Origin of the sequence: Azospirillum sp. A26 (assembly GCF_042604635.1) — a bacterium.
In the GTDB taxonomy this organism is placed as follows: domain Bacteria; phylum Pseudomonadota; class Alphaproteobacteria; order Azospirillales; family Azospirillaceae; genus Azospirillum; species Azospirillum palustre.
In genome coordinates, this window is sequence record NZ_CP170474.1 from 400467 (window position 1) to 424268 (window position 23802).

The following is a 23802-nucleotide window of genomic DNA, read 5'->3' on the forward strand; positions in this document are numbered from 1 at the left end:
GGATCAGGCGGCTTGCAGCAGCGCCTGGGTATAGCCGAGCGCGAAGGCGAAGAAGCGCTCACGGTCGGGATCGACCTCGGAGAAGGGCACATGGTCGGGGCAGAGGATCCCCTGGTAGCCGACCTCGCGGTAGGCGCGGATGCAGGCCGCCATGTCGACCGACCCCTCGTCCGGCATCGCCTCGCGGAAGTCGAGGTAGCCACCCTTGATGTTGCGGAAATGGACCATGAAGATGCGGTTCTGCGGGCCGAACTCGCGGATCGCCTCCAGCACCGTCTCGGTCGGGTTGCGCGACATCTCGGCGATGGTGCCCTGGCAGAAGTTGAAGCCGAGCGACTTGCTCTCCGGCGCAAGGTTGATGAAGCGCCGCAGCCCGTCGAGCGAGCCCAGCACATGGTGGACGCCGTTCAGGCCCCCCGGCGGATAGGCCGGATCGTGCGGGTGGCAGGCAAGCCTCACGCCGGCCTTCTCGGCGGTCGGCAGGATGGCCTCGACCAGATATTCGATGGCGCGCCAGCCATCGGCCTCGCTGACGCCGCCGGCCTCGCTCGCCATCACCTGCCCGCAAGTTTCGGCGGTCCCCCGGGCGGCCAGCGGCGACGGCTTGGTCCCCGTCTCGTCCTCCGGCAGGACGGTGCCCCAGTAGGAGAAGCGGGCGTCGTTCTCCGCCTTGTACTCGTCGGCGCGGAAAGTGCTGCACTTCATGCCGCCGCGGCCGTCGACCACGCCGGTGCGGGTGATGCCGACCATGGCGACCGTGTATTTCACCGTCTCGACCCCGCCGTCCGCCGCGGCGCGGATGTTGTGGCGCAGCCGCTCCGCAGTGGCCGCCGCCTTATCCGGCTCCCGCAGGCTATCGAGCAGGATGGAGCCGACGTCCAGCGCCAGGCAGTCCAGCGTCAGGCCATGGCCCTCCACCCACTTGCGCTGCTCGGCGATTTTGCGGCCGTCCCACAGCCCGGCTTGGACGTCACCGTCAGCCATCACCGGCGCGTTCGGCCGGCTGTCGATGACGATGCCCCGGGCACCGAGCTGGGCGGACAGGCGCAGGCGCTTGTCGGTGGGGTTGATGAGCTGTTCGCCGATATACATGGGAAAGACCCTTTGCCGAACCGTTCGACGTGGAATTGGACGGGGTGGGGCGGGAACCCCACCCCGCCGGTCGTTACTTCTTCAGTTCCATCCGCTTGATCTCGCCGACGACGACGAGATAGCTGACCGCCGCGATCAGGGCGTTGGCGCCGACGAAGACCAGGGCGCCGTTGAACGAGCCGGAACTCTGGATGATGTAGCCGATGATGATCGGCGTCGAGATCGACGACAGGTTGCCGCACATGTTGAACACGCCGCCGCTGAGGCCGGTGATCTCCTTCGGCGCACAGTCCGACATCACGGCCCAGCCGAGCGCGCCGATGCCCTTGCCGAAGAAGGCCAGCGCCATCAGCGACACGATGACCCACTGGAGATCGGTGTAGTTGCAGGCGATCATCGCCATCGACATCACCATGCCCAGCACGATCGGCGTCTTGCGCGCCGCGGTCAGGGAATAGCCCCGGCGCAGCATGGCGTCCGACATCACGCCGCCCAGGATGCCGCCGACGAAGCCGCAGATCGCCGGGATCGAGGCGATGAAGCCGGCGTTCAGGATCGACATGCCGCGGGCCTGGACCAGATAGACCGGGAACCACGTGATGAAGAAGTAGGTGATGGCGTTGATGCAGAACTGGCCGAGGAAGATGCCGACCATCATGCGGCTGGCGAAGAGCTGGCGGATGTAGTCCCACTTCGCTCCGCCCTGTTCGGCGGACACCGCCTTCTTCTGCCCGTCGTCCATGTTGACCAAGCCGCCGCCGGCCGCGATGTGGTCCAGTTCGGCCTGATTGATGCGGGGATGGTCCTTCGGCGCGTAGACGGTCTTCATCCACACGCCGGCCATGACGATGCCGAGCCCGCCCATCACGCCGAACACCCAGTGCCAGCCGAAGGAATGGGTCAGCCAGCCCATCAGCGGCGCGAAGAGCACGGTGGCGAAATACTGAGCGGAATTGAAGATGGCCGACGCGGTCGCCCGCTCCTGTCCGGGGAACCACGCCGCGACGACGCGGCTGTTGCCGGGGAAGGACGGCGCTTCGGCGAAGCCGACGGCAAAGCGCAGGGCAAACAGCGTGGCGACCGCCGTCCCGCCAGCCAGGAAGCCGATGGAGCCCTGCATCAGCGTGAAGACCGACCAGATGAAGATGCTCAGCCCATAGACGATCTTCGACCCGTAGCGGTCGAGCAGCCAGCCGCCCGGCAGTTGGCCCAGCACATAGGCCCAGCCGAAGGCGGAGAAGATGAAGCCCATCTCGGCGGCGTTGATCCCCAACTCCTTCGAGATCACGGGGCCGGTGATCGACAGCGTCGCCCGGTCAGCGTAATTGATGACCGTGACCAGGAACAGCATCGCCAGGATGAGATAGCGGACCCTGGTTTGTTTAGCGGCGGGCTGGGCGGCGGCGGTCGAATAGGACGCGCGCTCGGCGTTGACGGCGGTGCTCTCGATTGTCATGAAATTTCCTCCCTCAAGGCATGAGGGCGGGCAGGCGCGGCAGTCCGTTCCCGGACCCGTTCGACGGATCCGGCTTCCTGGCTGCACCTTGTGTCCGGCGTCGGGAACTGAAGCCCGGCGCCTGCCCGTCCGGCGATGGTTTGTTGCCGTGCGCTATGCGGACTTACTGGGGACCCAGCGCCTCGACCAGGGCGCGCAGATCCTCGACCTCGGCCGGGGTGCAGTCGACAAGCGGCGCGCGCACCGGGCCGGCGGGACGGCCGACGATGGCGGCGCCCGCCTTGACGATGCTGACGGCATAACCCGCCTTGCGGTTGCGGATCGCCAGATAAGGCAGGAAGAACCGGTCGAGCAGCCGGTCGGTGGTGGCGGTATCGCCCGACGCGACCGCCTGGTAGAACTCCATCGCCGTGCGCGGGATGAAGTTGAAGACGGCCGACGAATAGACCGGAACGCCGATGGCGCGATAGGCGGCGGCATAGACCTCGGCGGTCGGCAGGCCGCCCAGATAGCTGAAGCGGTCGCCCATTTTGCGGCGGATGGTCGTCATCATCTCGATGTCGCCCACCCCGTCCTTGAAGCCGATCAGGTTGGGGCAGCGCTCCGCCAGCGTCGCCAGACGGTCGGCGCCCAGCTTGCAGGTTGCGCGGTTGTAGATGATGACACCGATGCCGACCGACTTGCAGATCGCCTCGACATGGGCGGCGACGCCTTCCTGGTCGGCTTCCGTCAGGTAATGCGGCAGCACCAGGATGCCGGCGGCCCCGGCCTTCTCGGCGGCCCGCGCCATTTCGATGGCGATGCGGGTGGAATAGCCGACGCCGGCGATGATCGGCACCTCCTTGCCGCAGACCTCGACGGCCAGCGAGACGATGCTCCTGTGCTCGTCGGGCGTCAGCGAGAACAGCTCGCCGGTGCCGCCGGCGGCGAACAGGGCCGACGCGCCATAGGGCTTCAGCCATTCCAGGCGGCGGGCATAGCCACCTGGCTCGAAGGTGCCGTCGGCGGTGAAATCGGTCAGCGGGAACGACAGGAGACCTTCGCTGACGACGGCCTTCAGGGCTTGCGGTTCCATCGGGGGCATCCTTGGAAAACGGTGGAGACACGATCCGCAGGAGAAAGGCTGCGGGCATGGTGGTTTTTGGACGATGGCGTGCCTGGAGGATCCGGGCCGGGTTCGCGGCGATCCGTCCGACACCGTCGTCATCCGATGACAGGACGATTACCATCATATCAGTCATCATACAAGTGGTTTGATGCGGACAGCGGCAATCCGCCTTCCCACCAATTCGGACATGGCGAAAGCCGGTCCACAAAGCAAAAGGGACGCGGCCGGCGGTCCGGCAGCGTCCCCTGGTCCCGCAAACCCGGAGCGGGCGGACGTTCAGCCCGTCGCGGCGGTCGCCTTGAAGTCGCCGCCGGCACGCAGCCGGTCGCGGCTGCCGTTCAAATGCAGGCGGATGGCGGCGCGGGCGCCCTCCGGGTCCTGGCGTTCGATGGCGGAATAGATGGTCTGGTGCTCGTCGTTGATCCGCCGCAGATACTGGCGGCGCGAATCCCCCTCCAGATGCCCGTAGCGCACGCGGGCGCGCGGGATCAGCAGCGATCCGAGATACGAGAACAGGGCCAGGAAATGCTTGTTTCCGGTCGCTGCGGCGATGGCGCTGTGAAAGGCCAGATCGGCGTCGATGGCATCCTCTCCCGCCTCCACCGCCGCCGTCATCGTGTCCAGCGCCTCGCGCATCCGGACCAATTGGGCGTCATCGCGGCGGATGGCGGCGAGATAGGCCGCTTCCGATTCCAGGCTGATGCGGACCTCCAGCACAGAAATCGCCTCGTTCACCGCCTCCAGCGTCGCTTCCTCGATGCGGAAGGGCAGGATCGCGGCGTCGCGCAGAACGAAGGCCCCCAGCCCCTGCCGGGTGGAGACCATGCCGACCGCCTTCAGGTTGGCGATCGCCTCGCGCACCACGGTGCGGCTGACGCCAAATTCGTCGATCAGGTCTTGTTCGCTCGGCAGCCGGTCGCCACTCTTGAACTGTCCGCTGGAGATCCGTTCGGCCAGGGCATCCACCAGTTGCTTTGCCAGCGGATCCCGGCGCCTGCGCGCTGTCATCACCATCCTCACCCAAACCCGGTTCCGGGACGGACCGCCCGTCACCACTCCATATCCCAGAGTTAACACCCACAAAACCTATACGACAATAGACAAGCCGGCCTGCCGGCCCATGGAAAAGTGACACATCGGGACCGTTTCGCACCGCCCTGCTTGTATGATGACTGACATCATGATAGATCGCTTCTCCAACGAATATCCGGCCGCTCTTGTCGGCGGACGCCCCTTCCCGGCGCTCCGCCCTTGAAGGAGACCCCAAGATGACCATCACCGGCGAGATGCTGATCGGCGCGACCGCTTACCGCGGCAGCCAGGGCGAGTTCCGCGCCGTCGACCCCGCCACCGGCGAAGCGCTGGAGCCCGTCTTCGGCGGCGGCGGTGCCGCCGAGGTGGAGCGTGCCTGTGCGCTGGCCTGGGCCGCCTTCGACGCCTTCCGCGAGACCGGCCTGGAGCAGCGCGCAGCCTTCCTTGAGGCGGTCGCCCAGAACATCCTCGACATCGGCGACGAGCTGATCGTCCGCGCCATGGCCGAATCCGGCCTGCCGCGCGCCCGGCTGGAGGGCGAGCGCGGCCGCACCGTCGGCCAACTGCGCCTGTTCGCCCAGGTGGTGCGCGAGGGAAGCTGGCTTGAGGCCCGCATCGACCCGGCGCTGCCGGCGCGTACGCCGCTGCCGCGCGCCGACGTCCGCCAGCGCCACATCGCGCTCGGGCCGGTCGCGGTGTTCGGCGCCTCCAACTTCCCGCTCGCCTTCTCGGTGGCCGGCGGCGACACCGCGTCCGCCTTCGCCGCCGGCTGCCCGGTGGTGGTCAAGGGCCATGGCGCCCATCCCGGCACCTCGGAACTGGTCGGCCGCGCCGTCCAGGCGGCGGTCGCCTCCTGCGGCCTGCCCGAGGGGGTCTTCTCGCTGCTGTTCGGCACCGGCAACGAGATCGGCACGGCGCTGGTCGCCGATCCGCGCATCAGGGCGGTCGGCTTCACCGGCTCGCGCGGCGGCGGGCTGGCGCTGATGGGGGTGGCGGCCAAGCGGCCGGAGCCGATCCCGGTCTATGCCGAGATGAGCAGCATCAACCCGGTCTTCCTGATGCCGGCGGCGCTGGCCTCGCGGGCCGAGGCGCTGGGCAAGGCGTTCGTGGCGTCGCTGACGATGGGCGCCGGGCAGTTCTGCACCAACCCCGGCATCCTGCTGGCGGTGGACGGGCCGGACCTCGACCGCTTCGTCGCCGCGGCGGTGGAGGCGTTGGGTGGCAGCGCCGCCTCGACCATGCTGACGCCGGGCATCCATGCCGCCTTCGACAGCGGTGTCGCCAAGCTGGCCGGCAGCGGTGCCGTGACGACGCTGGCGCGCGGTCTGGCGTGCAGCGGGCCGAACCAGGCGCAGGCCGCCCTCTTCACCACGACGGCGGACGCCTTCCTGGCCGACACGGAGTTGCAGGAGGAGGTGTTCGGCGCCGCCTCTCTGCTGATCCGCTGCGCGGACGTGGCGGCGATGACGGCGGTGGCGGAAAGGCTGGAAGGCCAGCTGACGGCGACCTTGCAGATGGATGGGGCTGACAAGGCCGCGGTGGCCGGGCTGATCCCGACGCTGGAGCGCAAGGCCGGGCGCATCCTGGCGAACGGCTGGCCGACGGGGGTGGAGGTCTGTCACGCGATGGTGCATGGCGGCCCGTTCCCGGCAACGTCTGACCCGCGCAGCACCTCGGTCGGCACGCTGGCGATCCGCCGTTTCCTGCGTCCGGTCTGCTACCAGGACATCCCCGCAGAGCTGCTGCCGGAAGCGCTGCGCGACGGCAACCCGCAAGGGATCTGGCGCCGGGTCGATGGGGAATTGGGGCACGCCTGACCGTCTGTCGGGACGGGGGGCAGTAGCAAATCAGCCCCTGCCCCGCCGCTCCATCGCGGCACGCAACAGGGCGGCGAAGCGGAAGGGTGCGTGCAGGGACTTGCTGTAGGGCAGCGTCGCGAACCAACCGAGGACGAGGCCGAGATGGACCAGCAGCAGCGGTCCCATCGCCGCCGTCTCGCGCAAAGCCAGCAGCCCCAGGCCGCTGACCGCCACCAGGAACAGCAACGCCAGCAAGGCGCAGTCCGCACCGGTGAGGCTCGCCGCCACGGGTGCGGGATCGGCGCGCAGCTTCAGTGAAGCCAGCCCTGCCGTGCCGATCACCATGCCGACCCCGCCAAGGCTGCCCAGTAGGACCGGCAGGCTTGTCAGCGGATAAGGTGCCGGCCACCCCAGCAGATGGTCATAGACGGTTGCCACGCTGGTCGAGGCGAAGCAGAGCATCACCCCGTAGAACAGCGCGTGGTGGAAGCGGCGACGCGCCTGGGAAAAGCTTTCATCCCGGTCGTTGCAGCCGGCCCCGCCGCCGCCGAGATTGCGCAGGGTGGCGGCGTCGGACAGGGCATCGCGCAGCGCCGGCAACAGCGGCACGCCGGCCGGTGCCGGCCCCATGCCGCGCCAGAAGGATGCGACACTGAAGCTAATGGCGAGCAGCGACCACAGCATCGCCATCCCGGCGACACCGGCGATAACCTTCCACGGCACCAGCCGGTAGAAGGCGCCGGACCCGGACTGTCGCCCGAACAGCGTCTCCGGCGGAACCAACAGCAGGGCGGGAACGACCACGAGGGCGACCGCCGACAGGACGACGGCAGCCATGACGGCAACCGCGGGCCATCCCGCATGGGGCAATCGTCCCCTGAGCAGCGGGGGCCAGACATGGTCGCGGTAGGATTGCTGCCGGACCAGGCTCAGGCTTTTCGGCAGGTTGAGGTCGAAGGCGTGAGGCGGCGCGTATTGGCAGGCATGATGGCAGGACCGGCAGTTGTGGCAGAGGTTGGACAGGAAGGTGAGATCCTCCGCCGACACCGATCGCCGCGATTTCAGCGCAGGGAAGACGGCGCAGTAGCCGTCGCAGAACTGGCAGGCGTTGCAGATGTCCAGCGCCCGGCGAGCATCCGCCGCGATCCGCTGTGTATCGTCAGCGCAGGGCATGAGCTGCGGCCTCCCGACCGGCGATGCGGCCGAACACGGCGCCGATGGTCATGGCGCTCCCTGCCAGATAGCCCGTTCCCAGGATGTTGGGCGCCATGATGACTCCGGCGGCATGGACACCGTCGATGGCCGTCCCGTCCGGCCGCAGCACACGTGCCTGCCCATCGACCCGCACCCCCAGGCAGGTGGAGGTGACACCGGCCCGCACCGGGTAGGCCCCGAAGGGCGGAACCGTGATTGGTCCGGCCAGCCGAGTCTTCGGCGGATCGATGCCCGCCGTCGTGCCGCCGCCGGTGACCGCAGCGTTGAAGGCCGCCACCGTGGACTCCAGCGCCGGCGGACCGATGCCCAGAGCCGAGGCCAGCCCGCCGATGCTGTCCGCCTGGATCGCCGGGAAGATGGAGGGCCGGAACCGCTCGGCAATGGCGGAATCGAAGACCGAAAAGGCGACGGCGCCGGGGCTGCGGGCCACCAGTTCCCCCCAGGCCGTGTAGCGCGACGGCCCGACGACCGCCCCTTCGTCGGCGAAACGCCGGCCATCCCGATCCACGACGATGCCATGGGGAAGCCCATCCAGCCGCGTGACGATGCCGCCGTCGAATAGCGGAGCGCGACCGTCCACCGCCACCATATGGCAGCGGTCCGCCGCCCCCACCAGGTCCGCGCCGTCGTCCAGCAGTGCCCTCAACGGGATGCCCGTCGCATGCGGGGTGCCGCGGATCGTGAATTCGCCGGCAGCCCCACCCCACTGCTGCCCCAGCCAGCCGAGATCGGCCTGGAACCCGCCGGAGGCGACGACGAGTGCTTTCGCCCGGATGGCGACGGTCGCATCGCCGACGGTGACGGCCGGCGGCCCGTCCCGCAGATGCAGGGCGCGCACGGCGCTGTTGTAGCGGACGACGACGCCCAGCGCTTCCGCCGTGGCGTAGAGCGCGTTGATCAGAGCTTTCCCCCCGCCCAGGAGGAAAGCGGTCTTGCGGGAATAGGGCAAGACCTCGTCGGTGCCGCAGTGAAACCGCACGCCGTTGCCGGCCAGCCAATCGACGATGTCGGCACTGGCGTCGATGAACAGGCGTGCCAGCCCGTCATCGACGGAATTTGCGGCAGCCCCGGCCACCCGTTGCAGGTCGGCATGGTAATCCTCGGCCGGATAGCGCCCCCGCACCCATGGTGTCGGTGCGTCGTGCATGACCCGCATGTTGCGGGAGTGGCGTGCGTTCCCTCCACGCAGAAACTTGGAAGCGGCCTCCAGCAGCAGGACCGACGCACCGGCCCGGCGGGCCGCGATTGCGGCGCAAAGCGCCGCGTTGCCGCCGCCCACCACCAGAACATCGCAGTCGCACGAAACACGGGTCATCGATCCGTCGCAGCAGAAGGCGGTCCGCCCCCGGTCTGCCGGACGAAGCCTGGAAAGCATGGCTTTAGCGCCGGACGGCATCGCAGGGGAAGAGGCGGCACCTGCGACACAGCGCAGCGGCCACCGGAAGGCGCCTGTGTCCTAATCTTCCGACGAGCCCCCTCCCTTGGCCGAAAGTACCGCCGATCCGCGCTGTCCACAGCGCCTCGGAAAACTGTCCGATTGGCGCGGAAGGGCTGGGGCAGTCGGGCTAGCCCGACCACGGCATGGAACCTGACGGCGAACGGGTGCTTGTAGCGATGGGGTGGCGCGCAGATTGCCGCCCCCACCAACGCCCGCCGCACCGGGTTCGGGTTCCGCCCGAATCCCGCCGACAACCGACCCGAGCAGCTTTGCCTCTGCCGGGACGGACAAGTCAGGGAGACGCAAGCCATGGATCGATGCCGCCCCCTCCAAACGGCCGCTCCGGCGGCGTGACGGGGGGCCTGAGCCGTGCCGGGTGTCTTCAGCCCCACTGCCAACATCCTGACCAAACTGGTGCTCTACACCCTGCTGGCGGGACTCGTCACGCTGGTTGGCGGCGCGTGGTTCTTCCCCAACACCACCTATGCGACGCGGGTCGGCATCGTGCAGCCGCAGCCGGTCCCCTTCAGCCATGAACATCATGTCGGCGGGCTGGGGCTGGACTGCCGCTATTGCCATACGTCGGTGGAGGTATCGGCGAATGCCGGCCTGCCGCCGACCCACACCTGCATGACCTGCCATTCGCAGATCTGGACCAATGCGGAGTTGCTGGCCCCGGTGCGCCAGAGCCTCGCCACCGGAACGCCGATCCGCTGGAACCGGGTCAACGCGCTGCCCGACTACGTCTTCTTCAACCACAGCATCCATGTCGCCAAGGGTGTCGCCTGCACCACCTGCCACGGGCCGGTGGACAGCATGCCCCTGACCTGGAAGGGAGCGAGCCTGCGGATGAGCTGGTGCCTCGACTGCCATCGCGATCCGGCCCCGAACCTGCGCCCGAAGGAGGCGGTCTTCGACACCGACTGGAAACGGACCGCAACAACTCCATCCGGTGATCAGCTGATGGCCCGCTATCACATCCATCCCGAAACCCTGTCCGACTGCTCGGTGTGCCACCGATGACGGCTCGGGAGGAATTGGGGCGGGAGGAGTTGGCCCGGCACATCGAAGGCCGGCTGACCGGGAAGAGCGGCCGGGCGCTGTGGCGCAGCCTGGACGAACTTTCGCGGGAACCGTCCGTGCTGGAGATGCTGCGCGCCGAGTTTCCCGGCCTGCCGGATCTGGCCGACGCGCGTGTCGGCCGCCGCCGGCTGTTGGAACTGATGGGCGCCTCCTTCGCCCTGGCCGGGCTGTCGGGCTGCGGACCGGGAGAGGCATCGGAAAAGGCGATCCCCTATGTGACGATGCCGGCCGGGCTGGTGCCCGGCGTCGCCCGCCATTTCGCAACGGCGGTCACCCGCGGCGGCTATGCCGACGGCGTGCTGGCGATCCACCAGATGGGGCGCCCGGTCCAGCTGGAGGGCAATCCGGACCATCCCGCCAGCCTGGGCGCGCTCGATCCGATCATCCAGGCCAGCATCCTCGATCTGTACGATCCCGACCGCTCACGGACCGTCCTGAAAGCCGGCCGGGCGGCGAGCACCAACGGGATGGTCAAGGCTCTGATCGACCGCCTGCCCGCCCTGGCGGCGCAAGGCGCCGGCGGGCTGCGTCTGCTGACCGGCACCGTCACCTCCCCCACGCTGGCCCGGCAGATCGGGGCGCTGAAGCGGCGTTTTCCGGCGATGCAGTGGCACCGTTGGGAGGCCGATGGGCGCGACACGCTGCGGGCTGGTGCGGTGCTGGCCTATGGGCGGCCGGTGGACACCGTGCTGCACCTCGACAGGGCGAAGGTGACCCTGGCGGTGGAGAGCGATGTCCTAGACAGCGCGCCTGGGCACCTGCGCTACGCCCGCGACTTCGCCCGCCGCCGACGTGCGGCGGAGGACGGGCGGCCGGAGGAGATGAGCCGCCTCTATGCGGTGGAAAGCTCGCCCACCCTTGCCGGTGCCCGCGCCGACCATCGTTTCGCGGTTCGCCCGGACGAGATGGAGGCGGTGGTGCGCGCGCTGGCCGCCGAGCTTGGCGCCGGGCCGGCGGAGTGGCGGCTGGGTGCTCCCGGCTGGCTGGGTGCCGTCGCCCGCGACCTGTCCGCCAACCGCGGCGCGGCGCTGGTCCATGCCGGGCCGGCACAGCCGCCTGCCATCCATGCGCTGGTGCACGCCATCAACGATGCCCTGGATGCCCCCGGACAGACGGTCAGCCACATCGAGCCGGTGGAAGCCGATCCGGTCGACCATGCCCAATCGGTCGGAGAACTGGCCGCCGATATGGCGGCCGGCAGAGTCGACACGCTGCTGATCCTGGGCGCCAATCCGGTATTCACCGCGCCCGCCGACCTCGACTTTGCCGGCGCGTTGGGAAAGGTACCGCTGTCGGTTCATCTCGGCACCGCGGTGGACGAGACCGCCATGCTCTGCACATGGCATGTGCCGGAGGCGCATGAGCTGGAGCGCTGGGGCGATGCGCGGGCCTTCGACGGCACGACTACCATTCAGCAGCCGCAGGTCCAACCGCTGTGGGGCGGCTGGTCGCCGCAGGAACTGCTGGCGGTCCTCGACGGGGAGACGCGGCCCGACGGTTACGCCGTCGTCCGGCAGAGCTGGATGGAACGCTTCCAGGGCAAGGGCGATGCGGAGGAGTTGTGGGCGAACGCACTGCGCACAGGCGTGGTGCCGGACAGTGCCGCCGCACCGGTTTCCGTTTCGCTGTTGCCCGACTTGGCGGACCGCCTGCCTCCGGCGCCGGCACAACCAGACGGCACGCTGACCGCCCTGTTCCGGCCGGACCCGTGGCTGCGCGACGGGCGCACCGCCAATCTCGGCTGGCTACAGGAACTGCCGCGGCCCTTTACCACCCTGACCTGGGACAACGCCCTGCTGATCGCACCGGCGACCGCGCAGCGGCTGGACCTCAAGAACGAGGATGTGGTGGAGGTGCAGACCGCCAGCGGTCGGCTTCGGGCACCGGTCTGGCTGCTTCCCGGCCATGCCCCGGACTGCGTTACCCTGCCCTTCGGCTTCGGCCGCCGGATCGTGGGACGGGTCGGGCGCGATGTCGGGTTCGACGCTTTCCAGCTGCGGACCTCCGGCAATCTGTGGCAGCTGCCGGGAGTGAAACTGCGCAAGACCGGGGAAACCCACCGGCTGGCCGCCACCCAGCACCACCAGATGATCGACTCCCCCGACGTGGTCCGCCACGCCACGCTGGACGAGTTCCGCCGGGATCCGGGTTTCGCCAAACGCAAGGAACCGGACCATTCCCTCTATCCGGACCACGAGTATCCGCGGAACGCCTGGGGCATGGCGATCAACCTGAATGCCTGCATCGGCTGCAACGCCTGCACCGCCGCCTGCCAGGGCGAGAACAACATCGCGGTGGTCGGCAAGGAGGAGGTGCTGCGGAACCGCCAGATGCACTGGATCCGCATCGACACCTGGTACGAGGGCGAGGCGGCAACCCCGGAGCAGACCCTTTTCCAGCCGATGGCCTGCATGCATTGCGAGAACGCGCCCTGCGAGGTGGTCTGCCCGGTCGCCGCCACCATGCATGATGCCGACGGGCTGAACGTGATGGTCTACAACCGCTGCGTCGGCACCCGCTTCTGCTCCAACAACTGTCCGTACAAGGTCCGGCGCTTCAACTACTTCAACTATTCCGGCGACGACAACCGGCTGTCGATGTCGTGGAACCCCGACGTCTCCGTCCGGGCCCGCGGCGTCATGGAGAAATGCACCTACTGCATCCAGCGCATCCGCAACGCCCGCATCGTCGCGGACCGCGAGAACCGCCCGATCCGTGACGGCGAGGTGAAGACCGCCTGCCAGCAGGCCTGCCCGGCCGAAGCCATCGTCTTCGGCGACCTGAACGACCCGGACAGCGCGGTCAGCCGGCGCAAGGCGAGCCCGCTGGACTATGGCGTCCTGACCGAACTGAACACCCAGCCGCGCACGACCTATGAGGCGCGGCTGCGCAATCCGAATCCCGAGATCGGGGAGGTGTGAGCCGGTGAGCGCATCGCCCGAGACCGAACGGGACCTGACACGGGTGGTGGAGCCGGGGGTGACCGCCCCGGCGGTGACCGCGCATGTCAGCGACCTCGTGCTGGAGCGCCGCACGCCGCTGTGGTGGTGGGTCGGCTTCGGGATGTCGTTCGGGCTGTTCGTCCTGTTCCTGGCGGCGGTCGGCTGGCTGTTTATTCGCGGCGTCGGCATCTGGGGCATCGACTGGCCCATCGCCTGGGGCTTCGCCATCGGAAACTATGTCTGGTGGGTCGGCATGGCGAGCGGCGGGACGCTGATCTCCGCCCTGTTCTTCCTGACCCGGTCGGAGTGGCGCAGCGCCACCAGCCGCATCGCCGAAACCATGACGGTGTTCTGCGTCGCCTGCGCCGGCATCATGCCGGTCATCCATCTCGGGCGCTGGTGGTATTTCTACTGGCTGTTCCCCTATCCCAACACGATGGCGCTGTGGCCGCAGTTCCGCAGCCCGCTGCATTGGGACTTCGTTGCCATCCTGGTCTATGTCGCCGGGTCCCTGCTGTTCTGGTATGTCGGGCTGCTCCCCGATTTCGCCACCCTGCGCGACCGGGCGCGGCAGCGCTGGCAGCGGGTGCTGTACGGGCTGCTGGCGCTGGGCTGGCAGGGATCGTCGCAGCACTGGCGCCAGTTCAAGATGCTGTACGGGCTGTTCGCAGCGTTGATGGCGCCGCTGGTCTGCTCCATCCACAGCATCGTCGGGCTGGATTTCGCCGGCGGCCTGACGCCGGGCTGGCACGAAACGCAGTTCCCGCCCTATTTCGTCTTCGGCGCCGCGCTGTCCGGTTTCGCCGTGGTGCTGATGCTGGTCATTCCGCTGCGCCGGGCGCTGGAACTGACCGGCGTCATCACACAGCGCCACATCGACGTGCTGGCGCGGCTGATGCTGACCGCCAGCCTGCTGCTGTCCTATTGCTATCTGATCGAGATCTTCATGCCCTTCTACCGGGGGGAGGAGCGCGAGATCACCGTGGCGATGTCGCTGCTCGGCGGATATTACGCCCCCTGGTATTGGGCGAAAATCGTCCTGAACAGCCTCGTCCCGCAACTGCTGTGGGTCCGGGCGGTGCGGCTGAACCGGCCGCTGCTGTTCCTCGTGGCGCTGGGCGTGGTGATCGGCATGTGGATCGAGCGCTACGTCATCGTCGTCGGCAGCCTGCACCGGAACCACTCGGAATCGAGTTGGTTCGTCTTCATTCCGACGGTCTGGGACTGGGCGACGCTGGCCGGCTCGGTCGGGCTGTTCCTGACCGGCTTCTTCCTGGCGCTGCGCTTCATCCCGATGGTGTCGATGTTCGAGCTGCGCGAACTCCTTCGCAAGAAGCAGACGGAGGGCGGGCGATGAGCGTGCAGCGCGGCACCGGCCACAGCCTGCGCGGCAGGATGGCCACCTTCGACGACCCGGACGCGATGCTGGACGCCCTGCGCCGCCTGCGGCAGGCGGGGTTCTCGACGCTGGAGGTCTACAGCCCCTACGCGGTGGAGGGGGTGGACGAGTTGCTGGACCGCAGGCCGCGGGCACTGCCGCTGATCGTCGCGGTGGCTGGGCTGCTGGGGGCCATCGGCGGGTTTTTCCTGCAATATTGGGGAATGGTGCTGAGCTATCCGCTGAACATCGGCGGTCGGCCGCTGAACAGCTGGCCGGCCTTCGGCCCAAGTACCTTCGAACTGGCGGCACTGACCATCCTGCTGGCCGGCTTCCTCGCCTTCTGCAAGCTCTGCCGGCTGCCGCGACTCTACGATCCGATCTTCGATGCGCCGGGGTTCGATCTGGCCTCGCAGGACCGCTTCCTGATCTGGATCGCCGAACGGCAGGGGCGGGACGACGGCGAGCTTCTGCAACGGCTGCTGCCCGAGGGCGAGGGTGTGCGGATCGACGAGGTGCCGGCATGACGCGGCTGTCTCCTCTCGTCTTTCTGCTGTGCGGGGTGTCGCTGCTGACGGCCTGCGACAACATGGCGAAGCAGCCGCGTGACAAGACCTGGACGCCGGCCAATGGCAATTCGGCCAACGCCGGACCGGACCGGAAGGTCTGGCCGCCGCAGCCGCCACCGAACGCCATCGCCCGCGAAGACCGCCCCCAGCCGCCACCGGCGCTGACGGCGACCCTGCTGGCCCGCGGCAAGGAGCGCTACGAGATCTATTGCACGCCCTGCCATGGCTATCTCGGCGACGGCGACGGCATGATCGTCCGGCGCGGCTTTCCACAGCCGCCCTCCTTCCATGGCGACGCGCTGCGCAACGCCCCGACCCGGCATTTCTACGAGGTCGCCACCAATGGCTGGGGGGCGATGTACTCCTATGCCGACCGCGTCGGTCCGGACGACCGCTGGGCCATCGCCGCTTATATCCGGGCCTTGCAGACCAGCCAGAACACCGCCGCGGCCGATTTGCCGGAGACGGTGCGGGGGACATTGCGATGAGCCGCCGTCCGCTCATCGCCGCCATCGTCGCGGCATTTATCGGAGCGGCGGTCTGCGCCATTGGCGCGCTGACCGATCCGCAGGCGGTGCTGCGCGGCTGGCTGGCCTCCTTCGCCTTCTGGATCGGGCTGCCGCTGGGCGCCATGATGATGCTGTTCGCCCATGATCTGACCGGCGGGCGCTGGGGTGCCGCCGCCGTGCCGGCGCTGCGGGCGATGGTGGCTTTCCTGCCACTGATGCTCCTGCTGCTGGTGCCGATCCTGCTCCTGCTGCCGGAGCTGTATCCCTGGGCGCGGGCGGCCGATGCCGCGCATCTGAAGAACCGCTTCTACCTGAACGAACCCTTCTTCTACGGACGGACGGCGGTCTATGCCGTGGTCTGGCTGGGGCTGGCGCTTGCGGCCCTGCGGTGGTCGGGACGGAACCGCAACCAACTGGCGGCGCCCGGGCTGATGCTGTTGGGGCTGACAGTCACCTTTGCATCCTTCGACTGGTTCATGTCGATCGAGCCGGATTGGGGCTCCAGCATCTACGGGATGATGATTGTCAGCGGCCAGCTTCTGGGCGCCCTGGCACTGGCGACGCTGGCCGCCGTGCTGGGAGGGCGGACGGACGCCGGGCAGCGCCATGACCTGGGCAGCCTGCTGACCGCAGCCATCCTGCTGTGGTTCTACCTGTCCTTTATGCAGTTCCTGATCGTCTGGCAGGAGAACCTGCCGCAGGAGATCACGTGGTACGTCGCGCGCCTGTCCGGCGGCTGGGGCTGGGTCGCGGCGCTGGGTGCGCTGGCACAAGGGGCCTTGCCCTTCGCCGCCCTGATCTGGTGGCCGGTGAAGCGCAGCCGGGGCGGGTTGGCCGCCGTCTGCCTGCTGCTGCTGGCGGCGCATCTGCTGGAATGCTGGTGGCTGATCCTGCCGGGGCTGGCCAGCGGCTTCACCTGCTATGCCCCGGCAGCCACGCTGGCGATGGGCGGAGTCTGCATGGCGCTTTTCCTGTGGCGGCGCTCCACCGCTCACGCCGCGCGGCCAGCCGGCCGGCTGGTCGGGGAGGCCGGTCATGGCTAAGGCCACACGCATCGGCCGGACCGGCGTTGCAGGTGCCGCCGCAGCACTGCTGTTCGGATGGCTGCGGCAAGGTCGCGGCAGGAAGCCACAGCGAAAGCCGCAGCAGGACGGCAGCAATCCCGACACGATGTTCGAGACGCGGGACACGCCGCCCTGGCTGTTCCCGGTGCTGGGCGGGTTGGCGGTGGGCCTGATCGTGACGGTCGTGGTGTCGCTGCTGCTGATCTTCCCCAACGCGACCAGGGACGAGAACCATGCGCTGACGACGCCGATGCCGGAGCCGCGCCTGCAAATCGATCCCGTCGCCGACCTCAAGCGCTACAAGGCGCAGGCGATGGAACGGCTGACCGGCTATGGCTGGGCCGACCGCGCGCATGGCATCGCCCACATCCCCATCGAGGAGGCCATGCGCCGTGTCGCCGAACGCGGCATCGCCGACTGGCCGGCCGATGCAAGGCGGGAGGCACAGCGATGACAAGGCTCTCAATGGCTGCCCTGCTCTTGCTGCTGTCGGGCCTGACCGCCGGCGCTGAGGCCTCTCCCGCCACCCTGCTGCCGGGAAGCTTCACCGAGTTCGCTTTCGACCAGCGCCCGGGAGCACAACTGCCGCGTGACGTCAGGCTGCGCGACGAGGCTGGTCATGCGGTCACGACCGCCTCCCTGTTCGACAGGGGCAAGCCGCTGGTCCTGGTCTTCGACTATTTCCGCTGCACGACGCTGTGCGGAGTGGTGCTGGGCGATCTGGCGGCGGCGCTGGCGCAGGTGCCGCTGACGCCGGGAAAGGACTACGCGGTGATGGCGGTCAGCTTCGACCCCGGCGACAGCCCGGCCGACGCCGCGGCGCTGAAGGCAAGGCATTTCGAACGCGATCCGGCAATGGCCGGCGCCATCCACGCGCTGGTGGACAATTCCACTGATCGAGGGCGCGAGGTGCGCCGCCTCGCCGATGCCGCCGGCTTCCACTACCGCCTCGACGAGGCGACGGGGCAGTATGCCCACCCGGCGGGCGTGGTGCTGGTGTCGCCGGGGGGAACGGTCTCCCGCTACATCCTCGGGGTGGGCTACGACCCGACCGATCTGCGGCTGGGGCTGGTCGATGCCTCCAGGGGAGCGGTCGGGTCGGTGGCCGACCATCTGCTGTTGCTCTGCTACGGCTATGACGCCACGCAGGGCCGCTACAACGCCGAGGTGGGCCGGCTGTTCCAGGCGACCGGTGTGCTATCGGTGCTGGCGCTCGGGCTGCTGGTCTGGCGCGCCGCGCGCCGGCCGGGACGGGGGTGAGGGCGGCGATGGGAAGCCTGCAACTCCTCCCGCCCAGCGCGTCGGCCCATGCGGCGGACATGGACTGGCTGTTCGCCGCCCTGTTGGGGGTCAGCGCCTTCATCCTGCTGCTGGTCTTCGGGCTGATGATCCTGTTCTGCGTCCGCTACCGCAAAGGCAGCAAGGTGGAGCGCGGCAACCGGCTGGGCCGCACCTGGAGGGTCGAGGTCGCCTGGACCGGCCTGACCTTCGCCGCCTTCCTCGTCCTCTATTTCTGGGGGGCGAACCTCTATGTCCGCATCCACAGCCCCCCCAGTGACGCCACCGATATCTATGTCGTCGGCAAGCAGTGGATGTGGAAGATCGAGCATCCCGGCGGCCAGCGCGAGATCGACACGCTGCATGTCCCGGTCGGCAGGCCGGTGCGGCTGGTGCTGACCTCCCAGGACGTGATCCACGACTTCGCCATCCCTGCCTTCCGCATCCGCCAGGACGCCGTCCCCGGCCGGTACGAGACGCTGTGGTTCACCCCGACGGAGGTCGGCGAATACCGGCTGTTCTGCGCCGAGTTCTGCGGCACCTGGCATGCGCGGATGGGCGGCACCGTCATGGTGATGGAGCCGTCCGACTTCCAGCGCTGGCTGGACAGCCAGGATCCCGGACCCAGCCTGGCGCAGGAGGGGGAGGCGCTGTTCCGCAGCTACGGTTGCAGCGGCTGCCATGGCGGCGCCAGCACCGTCCACGCGCCAAGGCTGGAGGGGCTGTTCGGCCGCCCGGTGCCGCTGGAGGGCGGGCGCACCGTCATCGCCGACGACCGCTATCTGCGCGATTCGATCCTGATGCCCAAGGCGGAGATCGCCGCCGGCTATCCCCCGGTCATGCCCTCCTTCGCCGGGCAGATCGGCGAGGACGATCTGTTGAAGCTCGTCGCCTACATCAAATCGCTTGCCGACAAAACTGCTGACAGCGCGGAAAGGCCTGCCCGATGACGACCGCAACCGTGACCGGCAAACCGGAAGAACCCGTCGTCGCGACGAAGAACTACCTGACGGAGGGTGGCGTCACGCTGCGCTCCTGGCTGCTGACCAGGGACCACAAGCGGATCGCCATCCTCTACACCCTGTCGATCACCTTCTTCTTCTTCGTCGGCGGAGCGGCGGCGACGCTGATCCGGCTCAATCTGGTGACGCCGCCGGGTATCTTCACGCCGGACATCTACAACCGGCTGTTCACGCTGCATGGCGTGATCATGGTCTGGTTCTTCCTGATCCCGTCCATCCCCAACACCATGGGAAATTTCCTGATCCCGCTGATGATCGGGGCCAAGGATCTGGCCTTTCCGCGTTTGAACCTGCTCAGCTGGTATCTGTATGTTGGGGCCGGGTTCCTGGCGCTGTTCGCCATCCTGATCGGCGGGGTCGATACCGGCTGGACCTTCTACACGCCGTTCTCCTCGCTCTATTCCAACGGCTATGTGGTGCTGGCGCTGGCCGCCGTGCTCGCGGTGGGATTTTCGTCGATCCTGACCGGGCTGAACTTCATCGTCACAACCCACCGGATGCGGGCACCGGGGATGACGTGGTACCGGCTGCCGGTGTTCGTCTGGTCAAACTATGCCACCTCCGTCATCATGGTGCTGGCGACGCCCGTGCTGGCGATCACGCTGATATTGGTGGCGGCGGAACGGCTGCTGAAGGTGGGCATCTTCGACCCGGCACTGGGCGGCGACCCGCTGCTGTTCCAGCATCTGTTCTGGTTCTACTCCCACCCCGCCGTCTACATCATGATCCTGCCGGGGTTTGGCGTGATCAGCGAGATCGTGCCCTGCTTCGCCCGCAAGCCGCTGTTCGGATACAAGTTCGTGGTGTGGTCGAGCATCGCCATCTCGGTCATCGGCTTCTTCGTTTGGGCGCACCACATGTTCGTCGCCGGCATCTCGCTCTATGCCGGGCTGGTCTTCTCATTGCTCAGCTACGTCATCGCAGTGCCTTCGGCGATCAAGGTGTTCAACTGGACCGCCACGCTGCACAAGGGCTGGATCAGCTTCGACGCCCCCATGCTGTATGCCCTGGGCTTCATCGGGCTGTTCACCATCGGCGGGCTGACCGGACTGTTCGTCGCCAACCTCGCCTTCGACGTCCATGTCACCGACACCTATTTCGTCGTGGCGCACTTCCACTACATCATGGTCGGCGGCATGGTCAGCGCCTATTTCGGCGGGCTGCATTACTGGTGGCCGAAAGTGACCGGGCGGCTCTATCCGGAATGGTGGGCGCGCATCGCGGCATTGCTGATCTTCTTCGGCTTCAACCTGACCTTCTTCCCGCAGTTCATCCTGGGCTATCTGGGCATGGAGCGGCGTTACTATTCCTACCCACCGGAATTCCAGACCTGGAACATCCTCTCCTCGGCCGGAGCGTCGGTGCTGGCGGTCGGCTATGCCCTGCCCTTCTTCTATCTCGGCTGGTCGCTGTTCCGCGGCAAGCGGGCGGGCGCCAACCCGTGGGCGGCGACCGGGCTGGAATGGCAGACCTCTTCCCCTCCCCCCACCCACAATTTCGACCGGACGCCGACCGTCACCCGCCCACCCTACCAGTACCGGCCGGAACCGGAGCCGCAGGATGTCTGACGCGGCGCCCGTTTCCCAAAGAGCTCCCCAGCCGGAATCGCAATACGCAACGGCGGAGCAGCAGGCGGAGGCCGCCAGCTTCGGCATGTGGGTATTCCTGGCAACGGAGGTGCTGTTCTTCGGCGGATTGCTGCTGGCCTACACATGGCTGCGCGCCAGCCATCCGGAGGGCGTGGCGGAAGCAGGACGCCACACCAAGGTCGTCATCGGATCGGTCAACACGCTGGTGCTGCTGACCAGCAGCTTCACCATGGCCTGGGCCGTCCATGCCGCGGAGCAGGGCCGGCGAAAGGCGCTGACGCGGCTGCTGACGGCCACGGCGCTGCTGGGGCTGCTGTTCCTGGGGCTGAAGGGCTACGAATACCACGGCGAGTGGACCGAGCATCTGGTGCCAGGGCTGAATTTCCATCAGGACGGTCCGCATGCCCGGACCATCGAGCTGTTCTATTTCCTCTATTTTTTGCTGACCGGTCTGCACGGCATCCATGTCACAATCGGCATCGTCCTGATCGCACTGCTGGCGGTGCGGGCGCGGCGCGGCGCCTTCTCGGCGCGTTATTACACGCCGGTGGAGGTGACGGGCCTGTACTGGCATTTCGTCGACATCGTCTGGATCTTCCTCTACCCGCTGATCTATCTGGTCGGACGGAGCGGCCCATGACGACAGGGACGACAGGACTTCCGCGCACCTATCTGTTCACCTGGGCAGCACTGGTGGGACTGCTGGGGGCGACGCTGGCCCTTGCCTATGTGCCGATGCCGGGCCCGCTGAACCTCGTGCTGGCGCTGGGCATCTCGGCGGCGAAGGCGCTTCTGGTGTTGGCGCTGTTCATGAAGCTGTTCCGCGCCCCGGCGCTGACCCGTGCCGCGGCGGCGGCCGGACTGTTCTGGCTGGCGGTCATGTTCGCTCTGTCGGCCACCGATTATCTGACCCGCAAGGTTGAACCCGCTGGCGACCTGTCGGCGCCGACCGGCCGGGAATACCAGTCGGGCGACCACTGAGCGCCTTGCGGGAACAGGTTTGCCGGAACAAGGAGTCAGACGCGATGCACTCGGACGCCACCAGCCGGCTTGTCGATGCCGTGGTCCGCACCCGCCGGATGCTGGACGCGGCAAGGCACAATACGGCCGGGCATTTCGGCGAGGGCGACCGCAATCGCCGCAAGCTCGTGGTACTGACGGACATCCGCGACCTGCACAGCCGCATCATCCGGCCGATTGTCGAATCCCGGCAGCAAATCGTCCGCGATGTCGGCACCGTGTGGTTCCAGGAGGACATCGGCCTCGTCCACGAGATGCCGCGCGCCATCGTCCATTTCACCTCCATCGACAACGCCGAGGATGCGCCGCGCGCCTACATGACCATCCATGTCGGGGAGGACGGCACGACCTCCATTTCGGAAAACTACCTGACGCCGGTGAAGACGACAGACGTACAGAGCTGCCGGTTGGACGATCTCGACAGCGAAGCGGTCGCGCTGGTAATCGACCGGTTTCTTGCCAAGGCAATGCAGGGGTAGGTGAGAAAGCGCAGCGGGACGATGAGCCGCCTCGCCTTGTTAAGGCAAAATTGGTTTTCCATAAGCCATGCTTGACTCCTGCACGGATTTTGTGTGCAGTGCAACATAACCCCCGCTCATGAACCTGGACGGCCGCCCGCCGGATCGAGGCGCCCAACCGAGGTCACTCCCCCACTCCATGACGGCTGGAGTTGTCATGATCGAGTTGATCTTCGTGGTTTGCCTTGTTTCCAGTCCGGACCGCTGCACGGTCGAACGCCCGCAGTTCCAGGAACCGTTCGTCAACGTGATGGCCTGTTCGCGCACCGGCCTGTTCCGGGCCGCCGAATGGGCGGAGCAGCACCCGAAATACACCGTGCGCCGCTGGAAGTGCGAACCGCGCCAAGTCTGACCTCACAGGATCCGGCGGCAGCATCGCATTTCCTCGAAAGAGGCCCAACTCTTTTGAGCACCCCAATTCCATCCGTATCCATGATTGTTATATATGGCAATCATCGATGGTCCATGGATTAGACCCATGGACAGGGATGGAAGGGGTTTGGGCATGCCTGTTCGCATCGCGTTCATCCTTGCCGCGGCCTTGCTGTCGGCTGCTCCGGCAGCAGCCGGCCCGGCCAACGACTACCCCACGGCGGCGCGGGCCGATTACGTGATCGCCTGCATGGCGTCGAACGGGCAGTCGCACATCGTCATGGAGAAATGCGCATGCAGCATCGACGCCATCGCCGACCGCATCACCTATGACGACTACACCGCCATCGAGACGGTGAAGGTGATGGCCGACCAGCCGGGCGAGCGGGCCGGAATCTTCCGCAGCTCCGGATGGGCCAAGGACCTGATGGACCGCTTCCGCCAAGCCCAGGTCGCCGCAGACCGCCAGTGCTTTTGAGAAGGCTATAGCGCCGGATCGCCTTTGGCGGCAGCGGCTGTCAAAGGAATGCTGTGGGTGAAGATGGCGCCCTTGGTGTCCTGCGCGACCACCTCCAAGCTGCCGCCCCCGGTGGGCAGGAAGCTGAAGCGCAGGTTCGGATCCTCGCTGATGGAAATGTCGGTGTCCGCCTCCAGCACCGTCTGGCTGCCGGCGCGAATGACGATCGACTGGATATAATGGGCGGGGATGTAGGTGCGGCTGACCTGATCGAACTGAAGCCCGCTGCTGTTGGGGTGGCTGACCATGACCTGGGCGGTGGCGGGGCTGCCGGAAGACAGCGTTTCCGGAAGCTTCACCTTGATGCGGCCGAGACGCGCCATCGCCTCCTGCGGGTCCTTGACGGCGGGGGCGGAGCAGCCGCCGGCGGCCTTCACATAGACCGCCGTCATCAGCAATCGGCCGTCCTCGGTCTCGCCCACCGCATGGATATTCGTGTATTCGTTGACGCGCACGCGGGTCTCGATGCCGCTGCCGGCGCTGGCCGGGCCGAAGCGGAAGGTGGCAGCCAGCGGCACCGGGTTCTTGTCGACCAGCAGGGACAGCGACTTCAGGCGAAGCGACGGCTCCACCTCGATTCGCACCGGGACCAGCGCCGCGTCATGGGCGCGGGCCGGCGCGTCGATGCGGATGAGGGCGCCGGCCTCCTCGACCGGGCGGTCCTTGAAATACATGTCGTGCAGAATGTCCCAGCGCGCGGCATCCTCCGCCGCATCGGTGGCGGCAAGAGCCGGCATGGACAGGACGATCAGGAGGCCGGCCAGCAGCCCCATCGGCGGATATCGCATCATCGCTCCCGCT

Annotated in this window: 23 protein-coding genes; 16 read left to right on the forward strand and 7 right to left on the reverse strand. The window is 67.7% G+C overall.

Translation table 11 applies throughout. The features are described 5' to 3' along the window. Positions 1-3: 3 nt before the first annotated feature. The 4 genes from ABNQ39_RS25520 to ABNQ39_RS25535 all read right to left on the reverse strand — a co-directional run bounded on the left by ABNQ39_RS25520 (position 4) and on the right by ABNQ39_RS25535 (position 4664). Positions 4-1092, reverse strand: a complete 1089-nt coding sequence (locus tag ABNQ39_RS25520; protein ID WP_376963504.1) for a mannonate dehydratase — start codon at positions 1090-1092, stop codon at positions 4-6. A 73-nt stretch (positions 1093-1165) separates the two neighbouring features. Continuing rightward, positions 1166-2548: an MFS transporter gene (locus tag ABNQ39_RS25525; RefSeq protein WP_376963506.1), complete on the reverse strand. Its 1383-nt coding sequence runs from the start codon at positions 2546-2548 to the stop codon at positions 1166-1168. A 163-nt stretch (positions 2549-2711) separates the two neighbouring features. After that, positions 2712-3623: a 5-dehydro-4-deoxyglucarate dehydratase gene (gene kdgD, locus ABNQ39_RS25530; protein ID WP_376963509.1), complete on the reverse strand. Its 912-nt coding sequence runs from the start codon at positions 3621-3623 to the stop codon at positions 2712-2714. 309 nt (positions 3624-3932) lie between these two features. Next, on the reverse strand, positions 3933-4664 hold the full coding sequence (locus tag ABNQ39_RS25535) for a FadR/GntR family transcriptional regulator (RefSeq protein ID WP_376963512.1): 732 nt from the start codon (positions 4662-4664) through the stop codon (positions 3933-3935). Positions 4665-4924: 260 nt separating this feature from the next. Here ABNQ39_RS25535 and ABNQ39_RS25540 point away from each other — a divergent pair, with 260 nt between their 5' ends. Then, entirely contained in the window at positions 4925-6505 is a 1581-nt protein-coding gene (locus ABNQ39_RS25540; protein WP_376963515.1) for an aldehyde dehydrogenase (NADP(+)), read from the forward strand. Between the two features lie 30 nt (positions 6506-6535). Here ABNQ39_RS25540 and tcuB read toward each other — a convergent pair whose 3' ends face one another. Next, positions 6536-7660 carry a tricarballylate utilization 4Fe-4S protein TcuB gene (gene tcuB, locus ABNQ39_RS25545; protein ID WP_376963518.1) on the reverse strand — a complete coding sequence of 375 codons (1125 nt, stop codon included), beginning with the start codon at positions 7658-7660 and terminating at the stop codon, positions 6536-6538. Beyond that, positions 7647-9017 (reverse strand): FAD-dependent tricarballylate dehydrogenase TcuA, encoded by a 1371-nt coding sequence (tcuA, locus tag ABNQ39_RS25550; protein WP_376963521.1) that lies wholly within the window; start codon positions 9015-9017, stop codon positions 7647-7649. Before tcuA ends, tcuB begins: the two co-directional genes overlap by 14 nt. A 492-nt stretch (positions 9018-9509) precedes the next feature. Between tcuA and ABNQ39_RS25555 the strand changes: the two genes are divergently transcribed. From ABNQ39_RS25555 to ABNQ39_RS25625, 15 genes are all read left to right on the forward strand, one after another. After that, complete coding sequence (locus ABNQ39_RS25555) at positions 9510-10163, forward strand: cytochrome C (RefSeq protein ID WP_376963524.1); 654 nt, start codon at positions 9510-9512, stop codon at positions 10161-10163. Next, positions 10160-13144, forward strand: coding sequence for a TAT-variant-translocated molybdopterin oxidoreductase (locus ABNQ39_RS25560; RefSeq protein WP_376963527.1), 2985 nt, complete (start codon positions 10160-10162; stop codon positions 13142-13144). The genes ABNQ39_RS25555 and ABNQ39_RS25560 overlap by 4 nt, the downstream gene beginning before the upstream one ends. Positions 13145-13148: 4 nt before the next feature. Then, a complete protein-coding gene (gene nrfD, locus ABNQ39_RS25565) occupies positions 13149-14522 on the forward strand; it encodes an NrfD/PsrC family molybdoenzyme membrane anchor subunit (RefSeq protein ID WP_376963530.1) in 1374 nt (457 codons plus the stop codon). Continuing rightward, complete coding sequence (locus ABNQ39_RS25570) at positions 14519-15070, forward strand: DUF3341 domain-containing protein (RefSeq protein WP_376963533.1); 552 nt, start codon at positions 14519-14521, stop codon at positions 15068-15070. The genes nrfD and ABNQ39_RS25570 overlap by 4 nt, the downstream gene beginning before the upstream one ends. Next, positions 15067-15600 (forward strand): c-type cytochrome, encoded by a 534-nt coding sequence (locus ABNQ39_RS25575; protein WP_376963536.1) that lies wholly within the window; start codon positions 15067-15069, stop codon positions 15598-15600. Before ABNQ39_RS25570 ends, ABNQ39_RS25575 begins: the two co-directional genes overlap by 4 nt. Beyond that, positions 15597-16664, forward strand: a complete 1068-nt coding sequence (locus ABNQ39_RS25580) for a hypothetical protein (protein WP_376963539.1) — start codon at positions 15597-15599, stop codon at positions 16662-16664. Before ABNQ39_RS25575 ends, ABNQ39_RS25580 begins: the two co-directional genes overlap by 4 nt. Further along, positions 16657-17139, forward strand: coding sequence for a hypothetical protein (locus ABNQ39_RS25585; RefSeq protein ID WP_376963541.1), 483 nt, complete (start codon positions 16657-16659; stop codon positions 17137-17139). Before ABNQ39_RS25580 ends, ABNQ39_RS25585 begins: the two co-directional genes overlap by 8 nt. After that, entirely contained in the window at positions 17136-17945 is an 810-nt protein-coding gene (locus tag ABNQ39_RS25590; protein WP_376963544.1) for an SCO family protein, read from the forward strand. Before ABNQ39_RS25585 ends, ABNQ39_RS25590 begins: the two co-directional genes overlap by 4 nt. An 8-nt stretch (positions 17946-17953) precedes the next feature. After that, positions 17954-18913 (forward strand): cytochrome c oxidase subunit II, encoded by a 960-nt coding sequence (gene coxB, locus ABNQ39_RS25595; protein ID WP_376963547.1) that lies wholly within the window; start codon positions 17954-17956, stop codon positions 18911-18913. Next, positions 18910-20553, forward strand: a complete 1644-nt coding sequence (gene ctaD / locus ABNQ39_RS25600) for a cytochrome c oxidase subunit I (protein ID WP_376963550.1) — start codon at positions 18910-18912, stop codon at positions 20551-20553. The genes coxB and ctaD overlap by 4 nt, the downstream gene beginning before the upstream one ends. Continuing rightward, a complete protein-coding gene (locus ABNQ39_RS25605; protein ID WP_376963553.1) occupies positions 20546-21214 on the forward strand; it encodes a cytochrome c oxidase subunit 3 in 669 nt (222 codons plus the stop codon). The genes ctaD and ABNQ39_RS25605 overlap by 8 nt, the downstream gene beginning before the upstream one ends. Then, a complete protein-coding gene (locus ABNQ39_RS25610) occupies positions 21211-21555 on the forward strand; it encodes a cytochrome C oxidase subunit IV family protein (protein ID WP_376963556.1) in 345 nt (114 codons plus the stop codon). The genes ABNQ39_RS25605 and ABNQ39_RS25610 overlap by 4 nt, the downstream gene beginning before the upstream one ends. A gap of 44 nt (positions 21556-21599) precedes the next feature. After that, the gene (locus ABNQ39_RS25615; RefSeq protein WP_376963559.1) at positions 21600-22073 is read left to right on the forward strand and encodes a hypothetical protein; all 474 of its coding nucleotides are present in this window, start codon (positions 21600-21602) and stop codon (positions 22071-22073) included. A gap of 196 nt (positions 22074-22269) precedes the next feature. Continuing rightward, on the forward strand, positions 22270-22464 hold the full coding sequence (locus ABNQ39_RS25620) for a hypothetical protein (RefSeq protein ID WP_149235161.1): 195 nt from the start codon (positions 22270-22272) through the stop codon (positions 22462-22464). A gap of 153 nt (positions 22465-22617) precedes the next feature. Continuing rightward, positions 22618-22962, forward strand: a complete 345-nt coding sequence (locus ABNQ39_RS25625) for a hypothetical protein (RefSeq protein ID WP_376963562.1) — start codon at positions 22618-22620, stop codon at positions 22960-22962. Positions 22963-22967: 5 nt separating this feature from the next. Here ABNQ39_RS25625 and ABNQ39_RS25630 read toward each other — a convergent pair whose 3' ends face one another. Further along, positions 22968-23792, reverse strand: a complete 825-nt coding sequence (locus ABNQ39_RS25630) for a quinoprotein dehydrogenase-associated SoxYZ-like carrier (RefSeq protein ID WP_376963565.1) — start codon at positions 23790-23792, stop codon at positions 22968-22970. Positions 23793-23802: the final 10 nt, after the last annotated feature.

Excerpts from the sequence above, each read along its gene's own strand:
- ABNQ39_RS25630 (WP_376963565.1), bottom strand. The coding sequence starts at position 23,792 with ATGATGCGATATCCGCCGATGGGGCTGCTGGCCGGCCTCCTGATCGTC.
- ABNQ39_RS25575 (WP_376963536.1), top strand. The coding sequence starts at position 15,067 with ATGACGCGGCTGTCTCCTCTCGTCTTTCTGCTGTGCGGGGTGTCGCTG.
- ABNQ39_RS25605 (WP_376963553.1), top strand. The coding sequence starts at position 20,546 with ATGTCTGACGCGGCGCCCGTTTCCCAAAGAGCTCCCCAGCCGGAATCG.
- ABNQ39_RS25585 (WP_376963541.1), top strand. The coding sequence starts at position 16,657 with ATGGCTAAGGCCACACGCATCGGCCGGACCGGCGTTGCAGGTGCCGCC.
- ABNQ39_RS25520 (WP_376963504.1), bottom strand. The coding sequence starts at position 1,092 with ATGTATATCGGCGAACAGCTCATCAACCCCACCGACAAGCGCCTGCGC.
- ABNQ39_RS25570 (WP_376963533.1), top strand. The coding sequence starts at position 14,519 with ATGAGCGTGCAGCGCGGCACCGGCCACAGCCTGCGCGGCAGGATGGCC.
- ABNQ39_RS25590 (WP_376963544.1), top strand. The coding sequence starts at position 17,136 with ATGACAAGGCTCTCAATGGCTGCCCTGCTCTTGCTGCTGTCGGGCCTG.
- ABNQ39_RS25540 (WP_376963515.1), top strand. The coding sequence starts at position 4,925 with ATGACCATCACCGGCGAGATGCTGATCGGCGCGACCGCTTACCGCGGC.
- ABNQ39_RS25610 (WP_376963556.1), top strand. The coding sequence starts at position 21,211 with ATGACGACAGGGACGACAGGACTTCCGCGCACCTATCTGTTCACCTGG.
- ABNQ39_RS25560 (WP_376963527.1), top strand. The coding sequence starts at position 10,160 with ATGACGGCTCGGGAGGAATTGGGGCGGGAGGAGTTGGCCCGGCACATC.
- coxB (WP_376963547.1), top strand. The coding sequence starts at position 17,954 with ATGGGAAGCCTGCAACTCCTCCCGCCCAGCGCGTCGGCCCATGCGGCG.
- ABNQ39_RS25625 (WP_376963562.1), top strand. The coding sequence starts at position 22,618 with ATGCCTGTTCGCATCGCGTTCATCCTTGCCGCGGCCTTGCTGTCGGCT.
- ABNQ39_RS25615 (WP_376963559.1), top strand. The coding sequence starts at position 21,600 with ATGCACTCGGACGCCACCAGCCGGCTTGTCGATGCCGTGGTCCGCACC.
- ABNQ39_RS25580 (WP_376963539.1), top strand. The coding sequence starts at position 15,597 with ATGAGCCGCCGTCCGCTCATCGCCGCCATCGTCGCGGCATTTATCGGA.
- tcuB (WP_376963518.1), bottom strand. The coding sequence starts at position 7,660 with ATGCCCTGCGCTGACGATACACAGCGGATCGCGGCGGATGCTCGCCGG.
- ABNQ39_RS25525 (WP_376963506.1), bottom strand. The coding sequence starts at position 2,548 with ATGACAATCGAGAGCACCGCCGTCAACGCCGAGCGCGCGTCCTATTCG.
- ctaD (WP_376963550.1), top strand. The coding sequence starts at position 18,910 with ATGACGACCGCAACCGTGACCGGCAAACCGGAAGAACCCGTCGTCGCG.
- kdgD (WP_376963509.1), bottom strand. The coding sequence starts at position 3,623 with ATGGAACCGCAAGCCCTGAAGGCCGTCGTCAGCGAAGGTCTCCTGTCG.
- ABNQ39_RS25620 (WP_149235161.1), top strand. The coding sequence starts at position 22,270 with ATGATCGAGTTGATCTTCGTGGTTTGCCTTGTTTCCAGTCCGGACCGC.
- ABNQ39_RS25535 (WP_376963512.1), bottom strand. The coding sequence starts at position 4,664 with ATGACAGCGCGCAGGCGCCGGGATCCGCTGGCAAAGCAACTGGTGGAT.
- tcuA (WP_376963521.1), bottom strand. The coding sequence starts at position 9,017 with ATGACCCGTGTTTCGTGCGACTGCGATGTTCTGGTGGTGGGCGGCGGC.